Raw genomic sequence first — 15,608 nt, 5'->3', positions numbered from 1 at the left:
AGCAGGTCGCGGACGGTGAAGGGGTCGCGTTCAGACCAGCGGAACAGCTTCTGGTCCAGGGGGTCGGACGTCTTCGGGGGCCGCCGATTCTGGAACCATCTCGATAGCAGCGTCATTGCCGTGCCTCCGCATGAAGTCGGGGATGAAGTGCCATACCAGAAGCCGGAAAGTGGGCGGGACGATGGTGGGCAGCACGCCGAGCAGGATGAGGGCGATGCCGGGGAGGACGGTGGCCAGCGAGAATCGCTGAAGCCAAAAGGCTTCTCGATACTTGGCTAACTGTTCGGGAGTGGTGGGGATATCCCTGGGGTCAGGCCGGTCGAAGAAGTCGATATCCAAGTCTTGAATGCTCCTAAACTGCGCCGGGATTGGGCCTCGAGCCTCTTCTAGGCGGCGCAGCGACATCGAGAACGACTGCCAGGCTGCGGCCAGCATGGCGACGCCGAGGATGATGCGGGTGACGATCCTGGCCACGGGTTTCTCCTTGCTCGAATGGGGCGAGTGGGATAGGGTTTCATCATCAGGACGGCGGCCACCATACCGCCGTCATCTTTGCGGGAGGGACACATCGCGCTCTGCGCGTGGGGTTCCAGAGGGCACTGGCGAAGCGATGTTTGGTTCGACTCCCCCCTCCCGCTCCGACTCCTTCAACAGCGGCAGCTTCTGCTCCGGGCGCTTGCACTCACGACAGCCGCAATACGGCTCGTGCTTGTCGTTCTTCTTCACGGCGCTTCTCCTGTGCGCGCACCCTCCACGTCCCCGCCGGAAACGCTCCGGCGGGCTTACCGAATCGAAACCGAAGCGGGTTTACGATCCAGCCAGTGCCATATCGCGCCAGACCGCTTGAGCGGTCTTCGCGTCCAGCCCGGTATCCCGGGCCTTCTGCATGGCCTTGGCGGCTTCCTTCAACGCCTCGATGGCGTCGTCGAGGCTGATCTCATCCCCCGCCACTGTGACGACGGAGCCGCTGACCAGCGGGCACTTGATCTTGCTGGCCCGCACGGCTGGAGCGCTTGCCGCCCGCGTCTTCCGCCCCTGCCGTTCGAGGGTGTCGCGGCTGGCGCCGGAGAGCTTCAAAGCCAAAAGGCCGGGCTGGTCCGCCTGGTCCAGCTTGGACAGCGCGTAGGTGTCGCTGATGGTGATGCGCCCCGCCTTCAGAGCCTCAACGGCCTCGGGAATGCACTTCGACGGCGACATCAGCCTTGTGACGCTCGAAGGGTCGAGGTGCAGGTGTTCGGCCAGCTCCTTGCCCTGCCACTGGTTTAGCTCCAGCAACTCGCGGCAAGCCTGCCATTTCTCGTAGCCCGTGAGGTCGGCACGGTGGATGGCCGTGGTGAGGGCGATCTGAGTGAGCTGGTTGTCGTCCAGATCCTCCTCGGTGATGAACACCTCGACTTCGGTTTCGCCCAGCAGCTTCAACCCTTCGAGGCGGCGGTGACCATCCGCCACGGTGAGGTCGGGGCGGCAGACGATGGGGTGGATAGCCCTTCCCAACCACGACCGGGCGAGGGACTTCAACTCCTCAGCGGAGCCGTTGCCCTGCCGAATCGGCCTGAGCTTCAGGGCGGCGATGGACTTGCGAGCGTGCTTTCCCTTCATTTCTCCTCCTTTGCGCCAAGTTTGGCGCGGTGGGGAGGAGTCGGGTCGAGCTTGGATCGCGCCTACTGGCTGGGGCTACTATCAGAAAAGAAAACGCAATCCCCGTCAAACTGGGTGGCTTGGGAGATTTGTGCGGGCAATGAGTCGTCTCTGAAGCCGGTTTTGACGTGCGGCTTCGCGCGTTTACTGGACAGCAGGCAGCAGACGAACGCGTACCGTCCAATCGGAAGGCTAGGCGGGCAGGCTTTTGAGGTGGGTTCCCATGGGTGTAGTGTACGGACGTATTTAGATTCCACAAGAGGCTACCGGGCGATTCGGCAAGCCGGTCGTCGGCTCACCACGACCTCCTCATGTCCGCCCCAACCGAGGCCTTATCACGGGCACGTTGAACCCGCCACCGGGATGCGCAAGCAGAATGACGGTTTCCCTTCGGGACCCTCCGTAATTCAGCTTGCCCACCGCGAGAGCTTCCCGTCTGGGGCGGCCTCTGAGGGCGTGCCGTAAGGCTCGATGGTCGTGCCGGAAACAAAGAAGGAATTGATTATGAACAATACTCAGCAAGCAGCCAGCACCGATGCAGTAGGCATCATCCAGACCAGCTACACCGTCTCCATCACTTTCACAGCCAAGCCCAGTTTGGAGCAGCGTGCCGAGCTGAAGTCAGCCGGTTATCTCTTCGACAAGGGCCGCTGGTTCCGCAATCAGTCTGATAGCAAGCTCGCTACCAGCGAGGTTGTTGACCAGCTTCTGCAGGCAGCCTAATTGCCTACCGGGGCCGGGTAACACCGGCCCCACTGAATAGATCAATCACTTGTTGCATGAACAATTTTCGCATGATACGAAAATGGGAGCGGTTCGCGCCGCTCCCACCTTCTAAACCACTAACTGCTTTAAGGAATAGTGATTATGTCAAACCAATACATTGAATTAGCCAAACTCGTCAAATCACCGCTCAACGTCCGTAAAACGGCTTCAGCAACTGCGGACGAGGAATTGAAGTCGTCCATCGTCGCCCACGGCCTGATGCAGAACCTGGTCGTCACCGAGGGCAAGAAGGGCAAGTACCTCGTTATCGCGGGTGCTCGCCGCCTCGAAGCCATGAAGTCCCTGCAAGCCGAGGGTAAGCTCCCCGAAGACCACGCCGTGCCCTGTCAGGTCGTGAGCGAGGAACACGCCGCCGAGATGAGCCTTGCCGAAAACATCGTCCGACAGGCCATGCACCCGGCGGATGAGTTCGAGGCGTTTGCGGCGCTGAGTAAGGCCGGCAAATCGGCAGGGTTCATCGCGGAGCGTTTCGGAGTGGAGGAAAAGCACGTCCTGAAGCGCCTCCGGCTGGGCAAGCTCGCTCTGGAATTGCTGGCCGAATACCGGGCGGAAAACCTGACGCTGGAAGTCCTCATGGCGTTTACGGTGACGGACGACCAGACGCGCCAGATGGAAGTGTATAAATCGCTGGATAAGTGGGACAAGAAGAACGAGCATGCCGTGCGCCGGGCCCTGACCGAAGGCACGGTGAGCGGCAATGACAAACTCGCGAAATTCGTCGGCCTTGAGGCGTACACAGCCGCCGGAGGGTTCACGAAGAACGATCTTTTCGGTGACCGGGTTTACTTGGAGAACCCGGATGTGCTGCACCGACTCGCTGGTGAAAAGCTCGAAGCAGCTGCCGAGGAGCTGAGGGGCGAAGGGTGGGCATGGGTCGAAACCGCCATCGAGCATGATTGGGACTTCACGCGTCGGTGCGGATCAATCGAGTCCAGTCCGGTCGACGCGCCTCAGGAGCTGACTGACCTCAAGGCGAAGCTCGAAACCGAGTCTGAAGCCGCGGATCAGGCTTATTACGAAGACGACGGCGAGGACGAGGCCCTGTCGGAAACCCTTGAGGCGAAACGCGACGTATTGGAAAAGCAACTTGGTGAATTGAACGAAAAGCTCGAATCTTACGTTGTGTTTGACCCGGAGGAGATGAAGACCGCTGGCTGCTACGTCTCGATCGACGGCAACGGCACGCTGCGCATCGAGAAGGGACTGGTGAGGCCGGAGGACAAGAAGGCAGCCGCCAAGGCTAAAGGGGCCGACGCGGAGCCTGACGAGCCCGAAAAGCCCAAGGGCATGTCCGAGTCGCTGAAGCGCTATCTCGAAGCCTATCGCCTCAGCGTGGCCCAGGCCGAGATCGCCAAGCACCCGGCGATCGCGTTCGACCTGCTGGTGTTCAAGGCGGCGAAGAACGCCCTGACCGCGCGTTCGACCTACGACGGCCCGCAGGTCTCTTTCAGCCGGAACTTCGCGGGAAACGCCAGCGCGGATGCCAGTGGCTTCATCCGGTCGCAGATGGAGCCGTTGTCGAAGGCACTCCCAACCGATTGGTTGAAGGGCAAAACGGAAGCGGCGCAGTTCGCAGCCTTCCAAGGCCTCTCGGATTACCAGAAGCAAGCCCTTTTGGCCTACTCCGTCGCCCTCACCTTGCAGCCGAAGCTTGATAACGGCGGGGAGCTGACCGCCTATGATGTGGCCCTGTCACAGACGGGGGCGAACGTGGCGGAATACTGGCGACCGACAAAGGATGCCTACCTCGGCCGCGTGACGAAGGATCAGTTGCTCGAGATCGGCAGGGAGCTTGTCGGCGGTGATCGCGGCGAGCAATGGGCCCGGAACAACGCGAATGCCAAGAAGGGCGACATCGCGGGGGAACTGCACAAGGTGTTCAACGAGCCGAACCGTCCGGGCACGACTCCTGAGCAGGGCGAGCGGATAAAGAACTGGCTGCCCGAAGGCATGGCGTTCAGGGAAGCTCCCGAGCCGACCCCCACCAAGGCGAAAAAGGGCAAGAAGGCCGCGTAACGAAACCGGGGCGGGCTCCGGCTCGCCCCACATCAAGGATGATGCACCATGACCACACCGAATCAGGAAGCCCTCGTCGCGGCCGCCTTCAAGAATGTCAGCTATGACGGAGCCCCGCCGAGAGCGGCACCCACCGAAGTACCCCACGAGGCGCAAGCCGCCCCCGAGATGCCGCCCCAGCCTGCCGGCCCCGACGCGATCACGCTCGGCAAGCTCGATGTGAATCAGAACATCGACGTCTCCCTCGACCTCGGCAAGCTCATGGAAGGCCGCCTGCTGATTCTGGGGGCTTCGGGAGCCGGGAAGTCCTGGACGATGCGCCGACTGCTGGAGCAGAGCGCCGGGCGAATTCAGCAGATCGTGATCGACCCGGAAGGCGAGTTCCGAACCCTTGCCGATGAGCTCGGCTACCTCTACATCGAAGGCCATAAGCTCAAGGGAGCGGCTTTAGCCGAAATGGCCCGGCGAGCCCGCGTGAATCGCATCTCGATGGTGGTCGACCTGTCAGACTGCCGACGCGAGGAGCAGATGATGGCCGTGGCCGCCATCTGCCACGCCCTGGTCGAGTGCCCGCAGGAGATGTGGCACCCTGCGCTCGTGGCCGTAGACGAGGCCCACCTTTTTGCCCCTTGGGGGACGCAGGGGCAGGAATCATCGGCCGTGCGAAAGGCCTCGATCGCGGCCATGGTCGATCTGATGAGCCGCGGCCGCAAGCGTGGGCTCGTCGGCGTGCTGGCGACGCAGCGCCTTGCCCGCCTCAGCAAGTCCGTCGTATCGGAGATCCACAATTTCCTGATCGGGATCAACACGCTCGACCTCGACGTGAAGCGGGCGGCCGAGACGATCGGCTGGGACATGCGGAAGGCCTACGACCGCCTGCCGACGCTCACGCCCGGCGAGTTCGTGGCAGCTGGGCCCGCCTTTTCGTTCAGCCCGGTAGAGGTCAGGATCGGTGACGTGAAGAGCCGACACATCGGGGCGGCTCCCCGCTTGGCCGAGGTGCAAAGAGTCGAGGCAAGCGAGGCTCGATCCATGCTGGCGATCGACGAACTGGAGGAGATGAGCCAGACGAACGATCAGGAATCGGCTGCGTCTCCCGGCTTCAAGGCCGTGCGGTCGTTCATCCGCGACGACTCGTTCCCCTTGGCGGCACGGGCGTTCGAGGCGCTCAAGGGCCTCATGCCGGACGGCACGCTGGTCAAGGGGCTTGCCGCGCACCTCGATGTGGCGGAAGACGACGTAATCGCAGCGCTGGCCCTGCTGGAGACATTCGGGGCGGTAGAGATCAACGACGAGGGCGTCCGGGCGAATCCCAAGTTCTTCTGGGAGAAAAGCCAATGACCCTCGAACGCGTCTTCTTCAAAAAGGGCCGGGAACACAAGCCCCGGCTTTCAGCTCCTCGCGTCCCCGGCCATCGCGACGAGCGGTACTGGACGGACGAGGAAAACCAGATCCTGAGCGAACACTACCCGACGAAGGTCTTGTCCTGTTGTGCGAACCTCCTGCCTGCCCGAACGAAATCGGCGATCTACGGCCAGGTGGGGAAGCTCGGTCTGAAGCGCAGCGGTCAACAGCAGAAAAAGAGCCGAAGCCGCGAGGAGTTCGCCGCGCTCGACGCCAAAATCACCGAAATGTGGCCAACCCTGAAAGTTCCGAAGGGCGATCTGAGCGGCGTCAAGGAGCTTGCCCGTCAGTTGGATGAGCCCCGCTGGGTGGTCAGCGACCGATGCACGCGGCTCGGCTTGACCCGCCCGAGAAAGAAAGAGCCGAAGTGGACGGCCGCTGAAGACGAGTTGATGAAACGCGTGCCCCTGCACGACCCTGACAAGTGCTCGGAAATATTCCGCGCCCATGGCTTCACGCGCACGGCGACAGCGATCATGGTGCGGGCCAAGCGGATCAACCTGTCGCGGCGAAACACCGAAACCTTCTCGGCCAGGTCGGCTGCCCTGGTGCTTGGCCTCGATAACAAGACCGTCTCCGAATATTGCCTGAAAGGCATCATCAAGAGCAGCCGGCGGGGGACCAAGCGACTGCCCCAGCAAGGCGGGGACGCACACAGCATCGAGCGGGCCGACCTCCGGCAATTCGTGATCGAGCACCTTGAGTTGATCGACTTCCGCAAGGTCGATAAGTTCGCGCTGGTGGATCTGCTGGTGTCGGTGCAGAATGGCCGTCTGGAATGACGGTAGCTCTTGTCACCAGAACCTTTACTCTGGCCGCTCAACGGTTTCCAACCGATGGCTAAAGCTCAAACATAAATTCTCTTGGATCTTCATCGGAAGGGAAAAAACCAAGAACGCGATAGACTCGTGTCTTTAAGCTCGGTAAATCCACCTGAATGGCCGGAGATTCAAGCAGGAATCCCATGGCCCAAGGCCGATATCCTGAGCCGTTTCGAAATACCGAGTGACCGCGTGCGGCCGATTCCGCTTTCTCGGTTTCCAGTATTTGATTCCATCTCGCAGCTGTAAGCACGTCACCAGTGTCCATGGAGACGCCCTGCAGTGCTGAATCAAGGTATTCTACCGCAAATAGAATATCAGAATTGCGCTCCACAATCTTAATGCAAACTTGATCATCGTGTTTTAGAAGATCGGTTACATCATCCAAGAAGCGTTGATCGAGGTAGAATCTTGAGCCCGAGATACCACTCTTGCTCCCGGCTTGGTCGAGCAAATAGGCCCTCGAAAATGCCGTATTAAGTTGAAGCTGGGAAGGATTCGACACCATAACAGGGTTGCCAAGTGCCTCGGCAACCTTAGAAAGACCACTTTGTTGGTGAGTATAATCGAAAACAAGATCGTCGACTCGCACTTCAGAGTAAGAATGCTCGGCAACCCAACCGGACGATAAAACCGTTCTGGGGCCGGGCAGGTTCTGCGAAAACTCCCTTTGACGGACAAAATAATGGCCTTGAACTGCGGATCTAGTCCAACTTGCGAGACTCGCAACTCCGAATCTAGGACTGCACGTGATGGACCGGACGATCCCATCGTTTAATAACAGCATGTAGCTGCCATCAGGGCCGCTAAGAAACTTGCATTGGTCACGATAAGCGGCACCTACCCGCTCGGCTTGCTGACGCCAGACTTGCGGATTAGGTAACCAGTCCGCCTCCGAAAACGGGCGACCAAACCCAAGCAAGTCAGACCATGCGCAGAACGATCGTTGCAAACGACATTCAGTTGGCGTGCCAACCATTCGCGCGAGCGGATTCAGCCGTGAATCCGCTCTTGAAAGTTCCTCGACCTGCACACTCTGTCTAATTGGGGTATTGATATGCAAACCGATCAATTTTCTGATGAGCCTCACCATCTTCCCGGTGAGAGCCATTGCCGCTATCCCCTTATCTCTTGAGCCATGCTACCGGAGGTCGAAGCCATTCGGCGATTCAGGATTCTAGTGTCTCAAAGCCGCGGGAGCAACGAAATGGCTCGCACTCTCGCATTCCGGTCGCCGTAGGACGCCATGCCAGAGGCCGAGACGCCGGTCGGTGGCCAGTTCGTGCTGTTGTGACCGTCTAGCGCCCTCAACTGCCCAGACGTACAATGGAGCCAAAGGAGGCCCCATGATCGAAAACAAGGCCTACGCGCTGGCCATCGTGCTCGACGCCAGCCTGCTGCAAGTGCCCGAATGCGGAGGCTACGCCGTCGGCGTGACCAGGGCGGACGGCAGTTACGTTGTGTTCCGGGACACCCACGGGGCGATCTACGCCGATGAGGATGCTTGCCTCGAAGACCCCTCCGGCGGCGTTCGGTCCGAATGGCCCCCATGGGGCTCCGGTGAATCATGGGCCGTCGGCTTTGCCACGCTGATCGGCGGCCAGGCCCATGACCGGGGCGGCGAGTGGGAGGTGCTCTACCAGCGGGGAGATAGTCGGTTTTCCGTCATCGGGGCTGACAAGGCCGAGCTCTACCAGAGCCGTGGGCATTACGCGGCGTGCGGGGAGCCCGAGTATTACGGCTGGGACTGGAATGTCTGACGGTCCCCTCAACAACTGCTTGCCCGTCCCGCCGATCCGGCCTACCCTCCGCGGGAACTCCCGAAGGACCCCGCAAGATGAAACGCCTCGCCTGGCTGACCGACATCCACCTGAATTTCCTCCGGCATGCCGGGCTGAAGGCGTTCTTCGCTTCGCTCCCCGAAGCCGACGCCTTCGCCATCACCGGCGACATCGGCGAGGCCCACGACGTGGCGGGCCACCTGCGGGCTTTCGCTGATCGGGCGCCGGTCTACTTCGTTCTCGGGAACCACGACTTCTACCGGGGGTCGATCGCTGGCGTCCGGGCTGAGATTCGCGAGTCGTGCCGCGAGGTGGCGAACCTGCACTGGATGCCCGACGCCGGGGTCGTGCCGTTCACCGAAACCACCTGCCTGGTCGGCCATGACGGCTGGGGCGATGGACGGCTCGGCGATTACCACCGCTCCGACGTGATGCTCAATGATTTCAAGCTGATCGAGGAGTTCGGCGGGTTCTGGGAGAGCAAGGACGAACGGCTCGCTAAACTCCACGCCCTCGGCGACGAGGCGGCGGCTCACTTCCGCGCCTTTCTGCCAGATGCCCTGTCACGGTTCCGGCACGTTATCGTCCTGACTCACGTCCCGCCCTTCCGCGAGGCCTGCTGGCACGAGGGGAAGGTGTCCGACGACAACTGGCTGCCGTTCTTCAGCTGCAAGGCGGTTGGCGATGCGCTCGTCGAGGCGGCGGCGGCCGCCCCGGACCGGCAAATGTCGGTGCTGTGCGGGCACACCCATGGGTCCGGCGAGGCCCAGATCCTGCCGAATCTCCGCGTTCTGACCGGCGGGGCGGTCTACGGGAAGCCGCGCGTTCAGAGGGTGCTCGAAGTCGAGTGATGGCGGTTGCCATGATGTCCCCAGTCGCTGGAACTAACCGCCGAACGGGTTGAAAATGCCGTTCCGGCGGGGTCCCGCCATTCTACCGGCCTGACAATCCCGACGGATCAGGCCGCAGGCCGCGCCATAGCCGGTTCCTGCTCTCGAAACAGACCACCGCATAGAAGCCTTCCGATGCACAGTGAGGCCGCAGCCGTGCATTGCAAGAAAAATGCAGCGCAAGCTCGCATCTTGTTCTTGCAATCCCCGTCTCTTGCAGCCTCGAAAGAGTGCCGGTAAGGCCGATAGGCGGCCTGTAACTCGAAGAAAGGAACTAAATCATGGCTTCACCAGCTCACCAACTCCGCGACGGATGCTTACAAGTCGTCGTATGGCGCAATACGAGCACCGAGGGCAAGACCTACTACACCGCCAATCCCCAGCGGTCCTACAAGGCAGGCGACGATACCTGGAAAAACTCCGACTCGCTCAATGGCGACGACCTGCTGGCGATGGCCGAGCTGCTCCGGGAGGCTTACGTCAGGATCAAGAACCAGCGACGGGCCGATGCGAAGGGCGTCAGGGAACGCGACAACGTGACGGCACGCTAGCAATGTCGGGGGCGGTCACCGATGCCGCCCCTCACATTCTATTTGACATCGGTAAATTTGTTTGTCATTAGTCAATCGCAGTAGGGCAATGAAGCCCGATGCACCTAGAAAGGAATCCCTATGGGAGATAGAGCTTTAGTAATCTTGAAATCTGGCACTGCATACTCACCGGTAATGTACCTACACTGGCACGCACCGCAGGTTCAGAACTACATCAACCGCCTCAAGGAGGTCATGAAAGGCCGCGAAGGCGATATTCAATACGCTTTTGCTCGCCTGCTCGGAATCGCGCATAACGACATCGACGGGAATCTGTCGCTCGGCTGCTGGAACCTTCCGACAGACTTCAGAGAGACCGACGAGTCCTATCTGAGGGAGATGTCCCACGGCGACGGAGGCATCTACGTCGTTGATCTTCTGAACTTCACCATTGCAACCCATGCAGGGTATGGGCTGAAGCACCAGAACGAACGTGATGGCGGTGAAGCCGATCGGGTTGCTGCCAAGGCGATCACTGAGAGCCGTGGCAAGGCAGCATAACAAGACCGGGGAGGGCATGGACGCTCTCCCCATAACTTCATGGAGGATTTATGGGATGCGATATCCACTTTTACGTCGAGAACAAGGTTAACGGAGACTGGCAATCAGCCGACCGCTGGGAACCGAGCGAGGCCTCCGGTCATGAGGTTGAACCCGCTTCGTCTATTCACTACAAGAAGCGATTCTACTCGGACCGCAACTACAGCCTGTTTGCGATCCTTGCAGACGTGAGGAACGGACGCGGTTTTGCTGGTTGTGACACCGGCAACGGCTTTGTGCCGATTGATGACCCGAGAGGCCTGCCGGACGATGTGTCCGATATGGTCAAAGCCGCTTCTGATTGCTGGGACGGCGACGGTCATAGCCACTCGTGGTTCACCGTCGCGGAACTGCTCGAGTACGACTGGACGCAGACGACCAAGCATCGGGGTTACGTGAGCGCAGCACAATTCTACGAATGGAACCGCTGGCGCCGTGAGGATGGCGAAGGGCCGGAAAGCTACTGCGGAGACGTTGGCGGCGGTTCGGTCGAGAAGGTCTCCGAGGCTGAGATGCGTCGCCGCATCGAAGAGGTTACCGCCGGAGACTGGTATCGCAGCGAGGAGAAGGTTCAGGAACAGCTCCCGAGCGTCTACTGCCAAGTCGAGTGGGAACAGCCCTACTACAAAGCCGCTCGTGGATTTCTGTCGGACACCCTGCCACAGCTCTGGCGACTCGGGAAGCCAGAGGACGTCCGCATCGTCTTCTGGTTCGACAACTAATGTTGGCCGACGAGTTCTACAAGCTGGTCCTCGCCCTTTGGGGCGAGGACTGGCGGCCACGGCTCCTGGCGCTCCTAGAGGAGCACGGGCATAGCTACTCGAGGCAGACCCTCTGGAACTGGAGGAAGGGCAAGGCACCGGTGCCAGAGCCAGTGGCGGTGATCCTGAGAAAGGAAGTCGAGCGGCAGGGTTCCGCATGACGATCGGGACGGGCTTCGGCTCGTCCCTTTCCTTTTGACATGTATGATTCACTGCGCTAGCCTCCTGCCGAAACAGCAAGGAGGCACCATGAATTACTCTAACGAATCGATTGCAAAGTTTGCCACGAAGCGAACAAGACCTACTGCCATAGCATCGGCGATAATAGCCAACTCCCTTGGGAAGAAGCAGCCGCATGGCAGCGTGAGAGCGCCATTAAGGGCGTTGAATATGCCATCGCAAATCCTGATGCTCCAGCATCTGCACAACACGAGGCATGGCTCAAAGACAAGTTGGCCGACGGCTGGGTTTACGGCGAGGTGAAGGACGCCGAACAAAAGACCCACCCTTGTTGTGTCCCCTATGAGCAGCTTCCGGTAGAGCAGCAGAAAAAAGACGCCTTGTTCAAGGCCGTCGTCGCAGCCCTAGCGTAGAGAAGGCCCGACGATGCCACGCAAGAGCCGCAAGAAAGGCCAAGTCGAAGCCCCAGCCGCCGAACCCACGCCCGTCGCTGAGGTCCTCGAGCAGTCCCCCATCGCGGCCATCCTCGCCGATCCGAATTCCGGGCTCGTCACCGCCGACCAGCTGCCGATTCCGTCGCGGTCAGCATCCCCAGCCGTGGAAACAGTGGTGGCCGAGGAGCTCGTCGAGAGCCAGAAGCCGAAATCAACCCACGTCGAACGTCTGACCGGCCTGCGCCCCACTCCGTCGGGTTTTGTGGGCTTGGAGAGCTTCAAGAACGCCGGTATCAGACTCAGCCGTTCCTTGGACAAGAACGTCGTCGCGATCCAGTTCGCGGACGACCAAAAGCCTTCCCGCGACGGGCTGAACCCCGAAAATGAACGTCTGAGAGACCGTGGATTCCTCTAAGTGCCGATGAGGTCGCAATGGGAACGGGTCGATCGGCTGAGGCCCGCCGAGAATTACCAGGATGCCAAGGCGTTCGTCGCCATGCTCGTGAATGATCGGCTGGCGGTCGCTGGGGCTGACGTGGGGCGGTCGTGAGCTATATGCGAGATACCGTTCCTCCTATGAGCAAACCGAGGCCCTCGAATATCGACAAGCCGCTGGATTGCTTAGGAACGACGGACGAAGTCGGGAAGCACGACTTCCGGCCGAGTCCGACCGAGCCGATCGTTCACGGGGTTGGCCAGCCGCCGGTGGTTGGCCTGGTCGAGGAACTCGCCGCGGTGACGAGGGAGCGGGATGCGTTGAAAGCTTGCCTCGACAAGATCGCGTGCTGGGACCAAGGGCCGCGTGTCACAAGCTTATTCGACGAGCCCGGGGCGGCTGAGGAGGCGAGAGAAGCCCTTACCGCACTCGCGTCCGGCGAACTCAGGAAACCCCGCACTTGACCTGACGCCGCCTCGACCGATTGGCGCTGCCCTCGCAAACGAGCTACCATGACCGTCTGGAAGTGATTCCCACCAAGGAACCAGCGATGACCAGCTTTCGCTACCGCGTGAAGGACATCAAGCCGGGCGACCTGGTGCAGTACCGTCCGCTGGGAATGGCTAGGACGGAGCAGAACGCCGCCCTGTTCGTTGCCCTCGGCACCGTCGCCGACACCGAGCTTCTCACCAGCAGCATGGCCGTCACCGTCGATTGGGACACGCCCAGCATCCCGCAGGTCATAGACGTGAACGACGTCGAGGTGCTCAAGGCACGCACAGGCCACGCCTGACGGCCTTCCAGAGCGTTCCTGATTCGCCCTTCCGCATCCCCATGGCCCGCAGCTCGTCGACGACCTCCGTCATCGGGCCGTGGTCATGCACCATGTCATGATAGAGCGAGAAGCGGACCAGGACGTCGAAGAGCCGATCGGCCGGAGGCGGCTCGCTGAACAGCTCCAGCAGCTCGGCGGTCGGCTCGACGCCTACGGTGATCCCGTCCTCCTTGATCGGGGTGAAGAGCCCGCCGTCGATGAGCACGCGGCCTTGTGTCCGGGCATGGGCGAAGGCGAAGCCATCCGCTTCGGTGTAGAGCATGGCGATCCTCCTGGTGGGATTTTACCAGAAGGGGGCCGGAGCGCGCCAGATGATGGGCGTCCCGGCTGGCGCCGTCGCGGAGCTTCAGGGTTCCGTCCCTCTGGGACCGGCTTCGCCGCCTTCCGCATCGCTGACGCGGGGAGGGTCACGATGAATACCGGGAGCAACTCAGGGCCGAGGCCGCCTCTGGAAAGCGTCTCACCAAGGCCCCCGACGGGCGAGCTGGTCGTTTCGACCGTGGAGGTACAGGCGGCTCAGGCGGCAGGCGGAGCCTCAGGAGCGCGCGGGGGAACGTCAACAGCAGGAAACAGATTGGCGGCGGCATGAATCGCGGAATGAAATGCGAGATCGGCGTTCTCGACCTGAAATGCGCGCACGCCCTCCTCAGTCGTTTCAGGCTCCAGCAGGTTTTGCGGCTGGACTGCCGCATTCACTGCATGACCGGCCTCTAACAGGCCCGCCTGGGCAGCAGGGTTGTCTCTGACCAATTCGGTCAAGGCAGCCAGTTCTTCGGCCAGATCTAGGAGGAGTTCCTGGACCGGGCCAAATGGTTCCTGAGGATCGAGGAGCGTGCCACGTTCCTCTCGATAAAGATAAGCAAGGTGGCCGATGCGGGCGGGGTGATCGTAGTAGACGGGCGCCTGCTCGGCGGTGGGCTCGTCGCCCCGGATGAAAGCCTCCGACTCTCGTAGCAGGCCGCTCATCAGTTCAGCAAACGCTCGTTCTCTACCCCTGGAGCGAGCCCGAAGTAGAGGATCTCTGACCGCCTGTTCCTCCTGGTGACGATGGTGATCAGCCATGTTCTGGTAGAGCGACAGCCGATGCTGCAGCCCCAGCGCACGCTCCGCCCGCTGGGTGGCCTGCTGCGAGTCGTGCAATTCGCGACGCTGCAGCAGGACGGCATAGACAACCCCGACGAATGCGGCCCCGGAAAATAAGCAATTCAGCGCCCCGAACATGTCTCCGAATGTACCGAGTTGGCTTAGGACCGATTCGACCCGTTTCACTTCCTCCTCTTTATCCAGCTGGAACCAGAAACAATTCAGCGCGATCTTCGGCATGAACGCCAATACGACCCAAAGCACGAACCCGGCGATGCTGATCCCCCAAAGGATCTTGCGGTCGTGCTTTCCCGGAACTGTTTTCGCTGCCACGAGTTACGCCCCTATCCGCGTGGTTGCCCAATTCTTGGAAGCGGCCATCTTAGCGTCTCCGGCTGACGGCGTCTCCCTTCGGGGCGGGCTCTCCCGGGCTCGCTAGACGCTCGGCCGCTGAAGCGGCACCTTCGGCCCCTCCCGATCTCTGACGCGGGGGACTAACCCGGCTGCCCGGAGGCGGCTTGTCAAGGTCGTGGCGCGCCAGCTTCATCCGCTTCGCTACTTGCAGCCGTCACTGCTCCCTACAGCCCGGGTACGGGTGACCGCGCCGCCCAAATTCTATGGGGGGAGTCTTTCGCCCCGTTTGCCAAGTGAATTGCCGCTCGACGCGACAACCCCAGGCAAACAGGCATCTTTCAGGAGGCTTCCCGATGGTCAGCTCAATCATCACCCGCGACCAGCTCCGCACCCTCACTCCCTCGGTGTTCGCCACCACCCCGTGGGAGGGCATGAGCCAGTCCTACCGGTTCATCCCAACGGCTGACGTGCTCGACATGATGTCCGAGCAGGGCTTTCGGGTCACCTCGGCCAAGCAGAGCCGCAGCCGCGTTCCCGGCAAGCGGGACTTCACCCGCCACATGCTCAGGCTCCGCCACAACAGCTTCCTCGACGGCCAGGGCGAGGTGCCCGAGGTGGTGCTCGTCAACAGCCACGACCGCTCCTCCGCCTACCGCGTTTTCAGCGGCGTGATGAGGTTCGTCTGCGAGAATGGGATGATCGTCCAGTCCAGCGACTTCGGCAGTTTCTCAATTCGCCATTCGGGCAGCCGGGATCTCCGCAGCCAGATCATGGCCGCGACGACGCAGATCATGGAGGGCGTGCCCACCATCATGAACCGGATCGCCGACTGGAAGGAGATCATCCTGCCCCGGCCCGTTCAGATGGACTTCGCCCGCCAGGCTATGGAGCTGAAGCCGAACCCGAATATCCCGGCCTCATGGCTCCTGACCGCCCGCAGGGACGAGGACATGACCCGGCCCGATTGCAGCCGGGACCTCTGGCGGACGTTCAATTGCGTTCAGGAGGCTCTCCTGCGGGGTGGCCAGACCGGACGTAAGGGCTCGCGCCAAAATAAGT

General features: G+C 61.2%; 18 protein-coding genes and 1 pseudogene. 14 read left to right on the top strand and 5 right to left on the bottom strand.

The features are described 5' to 3' along the window. Positions 1-30: 30 nt before the first annotated feature. Both PZE19_RS21940 and PZE19_RS21935 read right to left on the bottom strand, forming a co-directional pair. Positions 31-474 carry a hypothetical protein gene (locus PZE19_RS21940; RefSeq protein ID WP_277862739.1) on the bottom strand — a complete coding sequence of 148 codons (444 nt, stop codon included), beginning with the start codon at positions 472-474 and terminating at the stop codon, positions 31-33. A gap of 333 nt (positions 475-807) precedes the next feature. Beyond that, positions 808-1,599 (bottom strand): ParB/RepB/Spo0J family partition protein, encoded by a 792-nt coding sequence (locus PZE19_RS21935; RefSeq protein ID WP_277862738.1) that lies wholly within the window; start codon positions 1,597-1,599, stop codon positions 808-810. A gap of 543 nt (positions 1,600-2,142) precedes the next feature. Here PZE19_RS21935 and PZE19_RS21930 point away from each other — a divergent pair. From PZE19_RS21930 to PZE19_RS21915, 4 genes are all read left to right on the top strand, one after another. Then, on the top strand, positions 2,143-2,361 hold the full coding sequence (locus PZE19_RS21930) for a hypothetical protein (protein ID WP_277862737.1): 219 nt from the start codon (positions 2,143-2,145) through the stop codon (positions 2,359-2,361). Between the two features lie 144 nt (positions 2,362-2,505). Further along, positions 2,506-4,440 carry a ParB/RepB/Spo0J family partition protein gene (locus tag PZE19_RS21925; protein WP_277862736.1) on the top strand — a complete coding sequence of 645 codons (1,935 nt, stop codon included), beginning with the start codon at positions 2,506-2,508 and terminating at the stop codon, positions 4,438-4,440. Positions 4,441-4,488: 48 nt separating this feature from the next. After that, on the top strand, positions 4,489-5,781 hold the full coding sequence (locus PZE19_RS21920) for an ATP-binding protein (protein ID WP_277862735.1): 1,293 nt from the start codon (positions 4,489-4,491) through the stop codon (positions 5,779-5,781). Next, positions 5,778-6,626: a hypothetical protein gene (locus PZE19_RS21915; RefSeq protein WP_277862734.1), complete on the top strand. Its 849-nt coding sequence runs from the start codon at positions 5,778-5,780 to the stop codon at positions 6,624-6,626. The genes PZE19_RS21920 and PZE19_RS21915 overlap by 4 nt, the downstream gene beginning before the upstream one ends. Before the next feature lie 58 nt (positions 6,627-6,684). On the opposite strand, the gene PZE19_RS21910 is transcribed toward PZE19_RS21915, so the two are convergent. Then, entirely contained in the window at positions 6,685-7,776 is a 1,092-nt protein-coding gene (locus PZE19_RS21910) for a hypothetical protein (protein ID WP_277862733.1), read from the bottom strand. 235 nt (positions 7,777-8,011) lie between these two features. Here PZE19_RS21910 and PZE19_RS21905 point away from each other — a divergent pair, with 235 nt between their 5' ends. From PZE19_RS21905 to PZE19_RS21870, 9 genes are all read left to right on the top strand, one after another. Further along, positions 8,012-8,425 carry a hypothetical protein gene (locus tag PZE19_RS21905; protein ID WP_277862732.1) on the top strand — a complete coding sequence of 138 codons (414 nt, stop codon included), beginning with the start codon at positions 8,012-8,014 and terminating at the stop codon, positions 8,423-8,425. Positions 8,426-8,502: 77 nt separating this feature from the next. After that, entirely contained in the window at positions 8,503-9,297 is a 795-nt protein-coding gene (locus PZE19_RS21900) for a metallophosphoesterase family protein (protein WP_277862731.1), read from the top strand. Positions 9,298-9,617: 320 nt separating this feature from the next. Continuing rightward, positions 9,618-9,887, top strand: a complete 270-nt coding sequence (locus tag PZE19_RS21895) for a hypothetical protein (RefSeq protein WP_277862730.1) — start codon at positions 9,618-9,620, stop codon at positions 9,885-9,887. Positions 9,888-10,121: 234 nt separating this feature from the next. Beyond that, positions 10,122-10,427, top strand: coding sequence for a hypothetical protein (locus PZE19_RS21890; RefSeq protein WP_277862729.1), 306 nt, complete (start codon positions 10,122-10,124; stop codon positions 10,425-10,427). A 50-nt stretch (positions 10,428-10,477) separates the two neighbouring features. Continuing rightward, positions 10,478-11,188: a hypothetical protein gene (locus PZE19_RS21885; protein WP_277862728.1), complete on the top strand. Its 711-nt coding sequence runs from the start codon at positions 10,478-10,480 to the stop codon at positions 11,186-11,188. A 2-nt stretch (positions 11,189-11,190) separates the two neighbouring features. Further along, entirely contained in the window at positions 11,191-11,388 is a 198-nt protein-coding gene (locus PZE19_RS21880) for a hypothetical protein (protein WP_277862727.1), read from the top strand. A 105-nt stretch (positions 11,389-11,493) separates the two neighbouring features. After that, positions 11,494-11,820, top strand: coding sequence for a RyR domain-containing protein (locus PZE19_RS33155; protein WP_368411379.1), 327 nt, complete (start codon positions 11,494-11,496; stop codon positions 11,818-11,820). A gap of 13 nt (positions 11,821-11,833) precedes the next feature. Then, complete coding sequence (locus PZE19_RS21875; protein ID WP_277862726.1) at positions 11,834-12,256, top strand: hypothetical protein; 423 nt, start codon at positions 11,834-11,836, stop codon at positions 12,254-12,256. Positions 12,257-12,827: 571 nt separating this feature from the next. Continuing rightward, entirely contained in the window at positions 12,828-13,070 is a 243-nt protein-coding gene (locus PZE19_RS21870; protein WP_277862725.1) for a hypothetical protein, read from the top strand. Here the strand turns inward: PZE19_RS21870 and PZE19_RS21865 are convergent. Both PZE19_RS21865 and PZE19_RS21860 read right to left on the bottom strand, forming a co-directional pair. Then, entirely contained in the window at positions 13,045-13,374 is a 330-nt protein-coding gene (locus PZE19_RS21865; protein WP_277862724.1) for a hypothetical protein, read from the bottom strand. The genes PZE19_RS21870 and PZE19_RS21865 overlap by 26 nt on opposite strands. 254 nt (positions 13,375-13,628) lie before the next feature. Continuing rightward, positions 13,629-14,528, bottom strand: a complete 900-nt coding sequence (locus tag PZE19_RS21860) for a hypothetical protein (RefSeq protein ID WP_277862723.1) — start codon at positions 14,526-14,528, stop codon at positions 13,629-13,631. 284 nt (positions 14,529-14,812) lie between these two features. On the opposite strand from PZE19_RS21860, the pseudogene PZE19_RS21855 reads away from it, so the two are divergent. Beyond that, a pseudogene (locus PZE19_RS21855) lies at positions 14,813-15,580 on the top strand (DUF932 domain-containing protein); the annotation flags it as partial. Positions 15,581-15,608 lie beyond the last annotated feature (28 nt).

Source organism: Paludisphaera mucosa, from assembly GCF_029589435.1.
GTDB classification, from domain to species: domain Bacteria; phylum Planctomycetota; class Planctomycetia; order Isosphaerales; family Isosphaeraceae; genus Paludisphaera; species Paludisphaera mucosa.
Note: the sequence above shows the minus strand (reverse complement) of the source record. Positions and strands in the feature narration are given on the sequence as shown.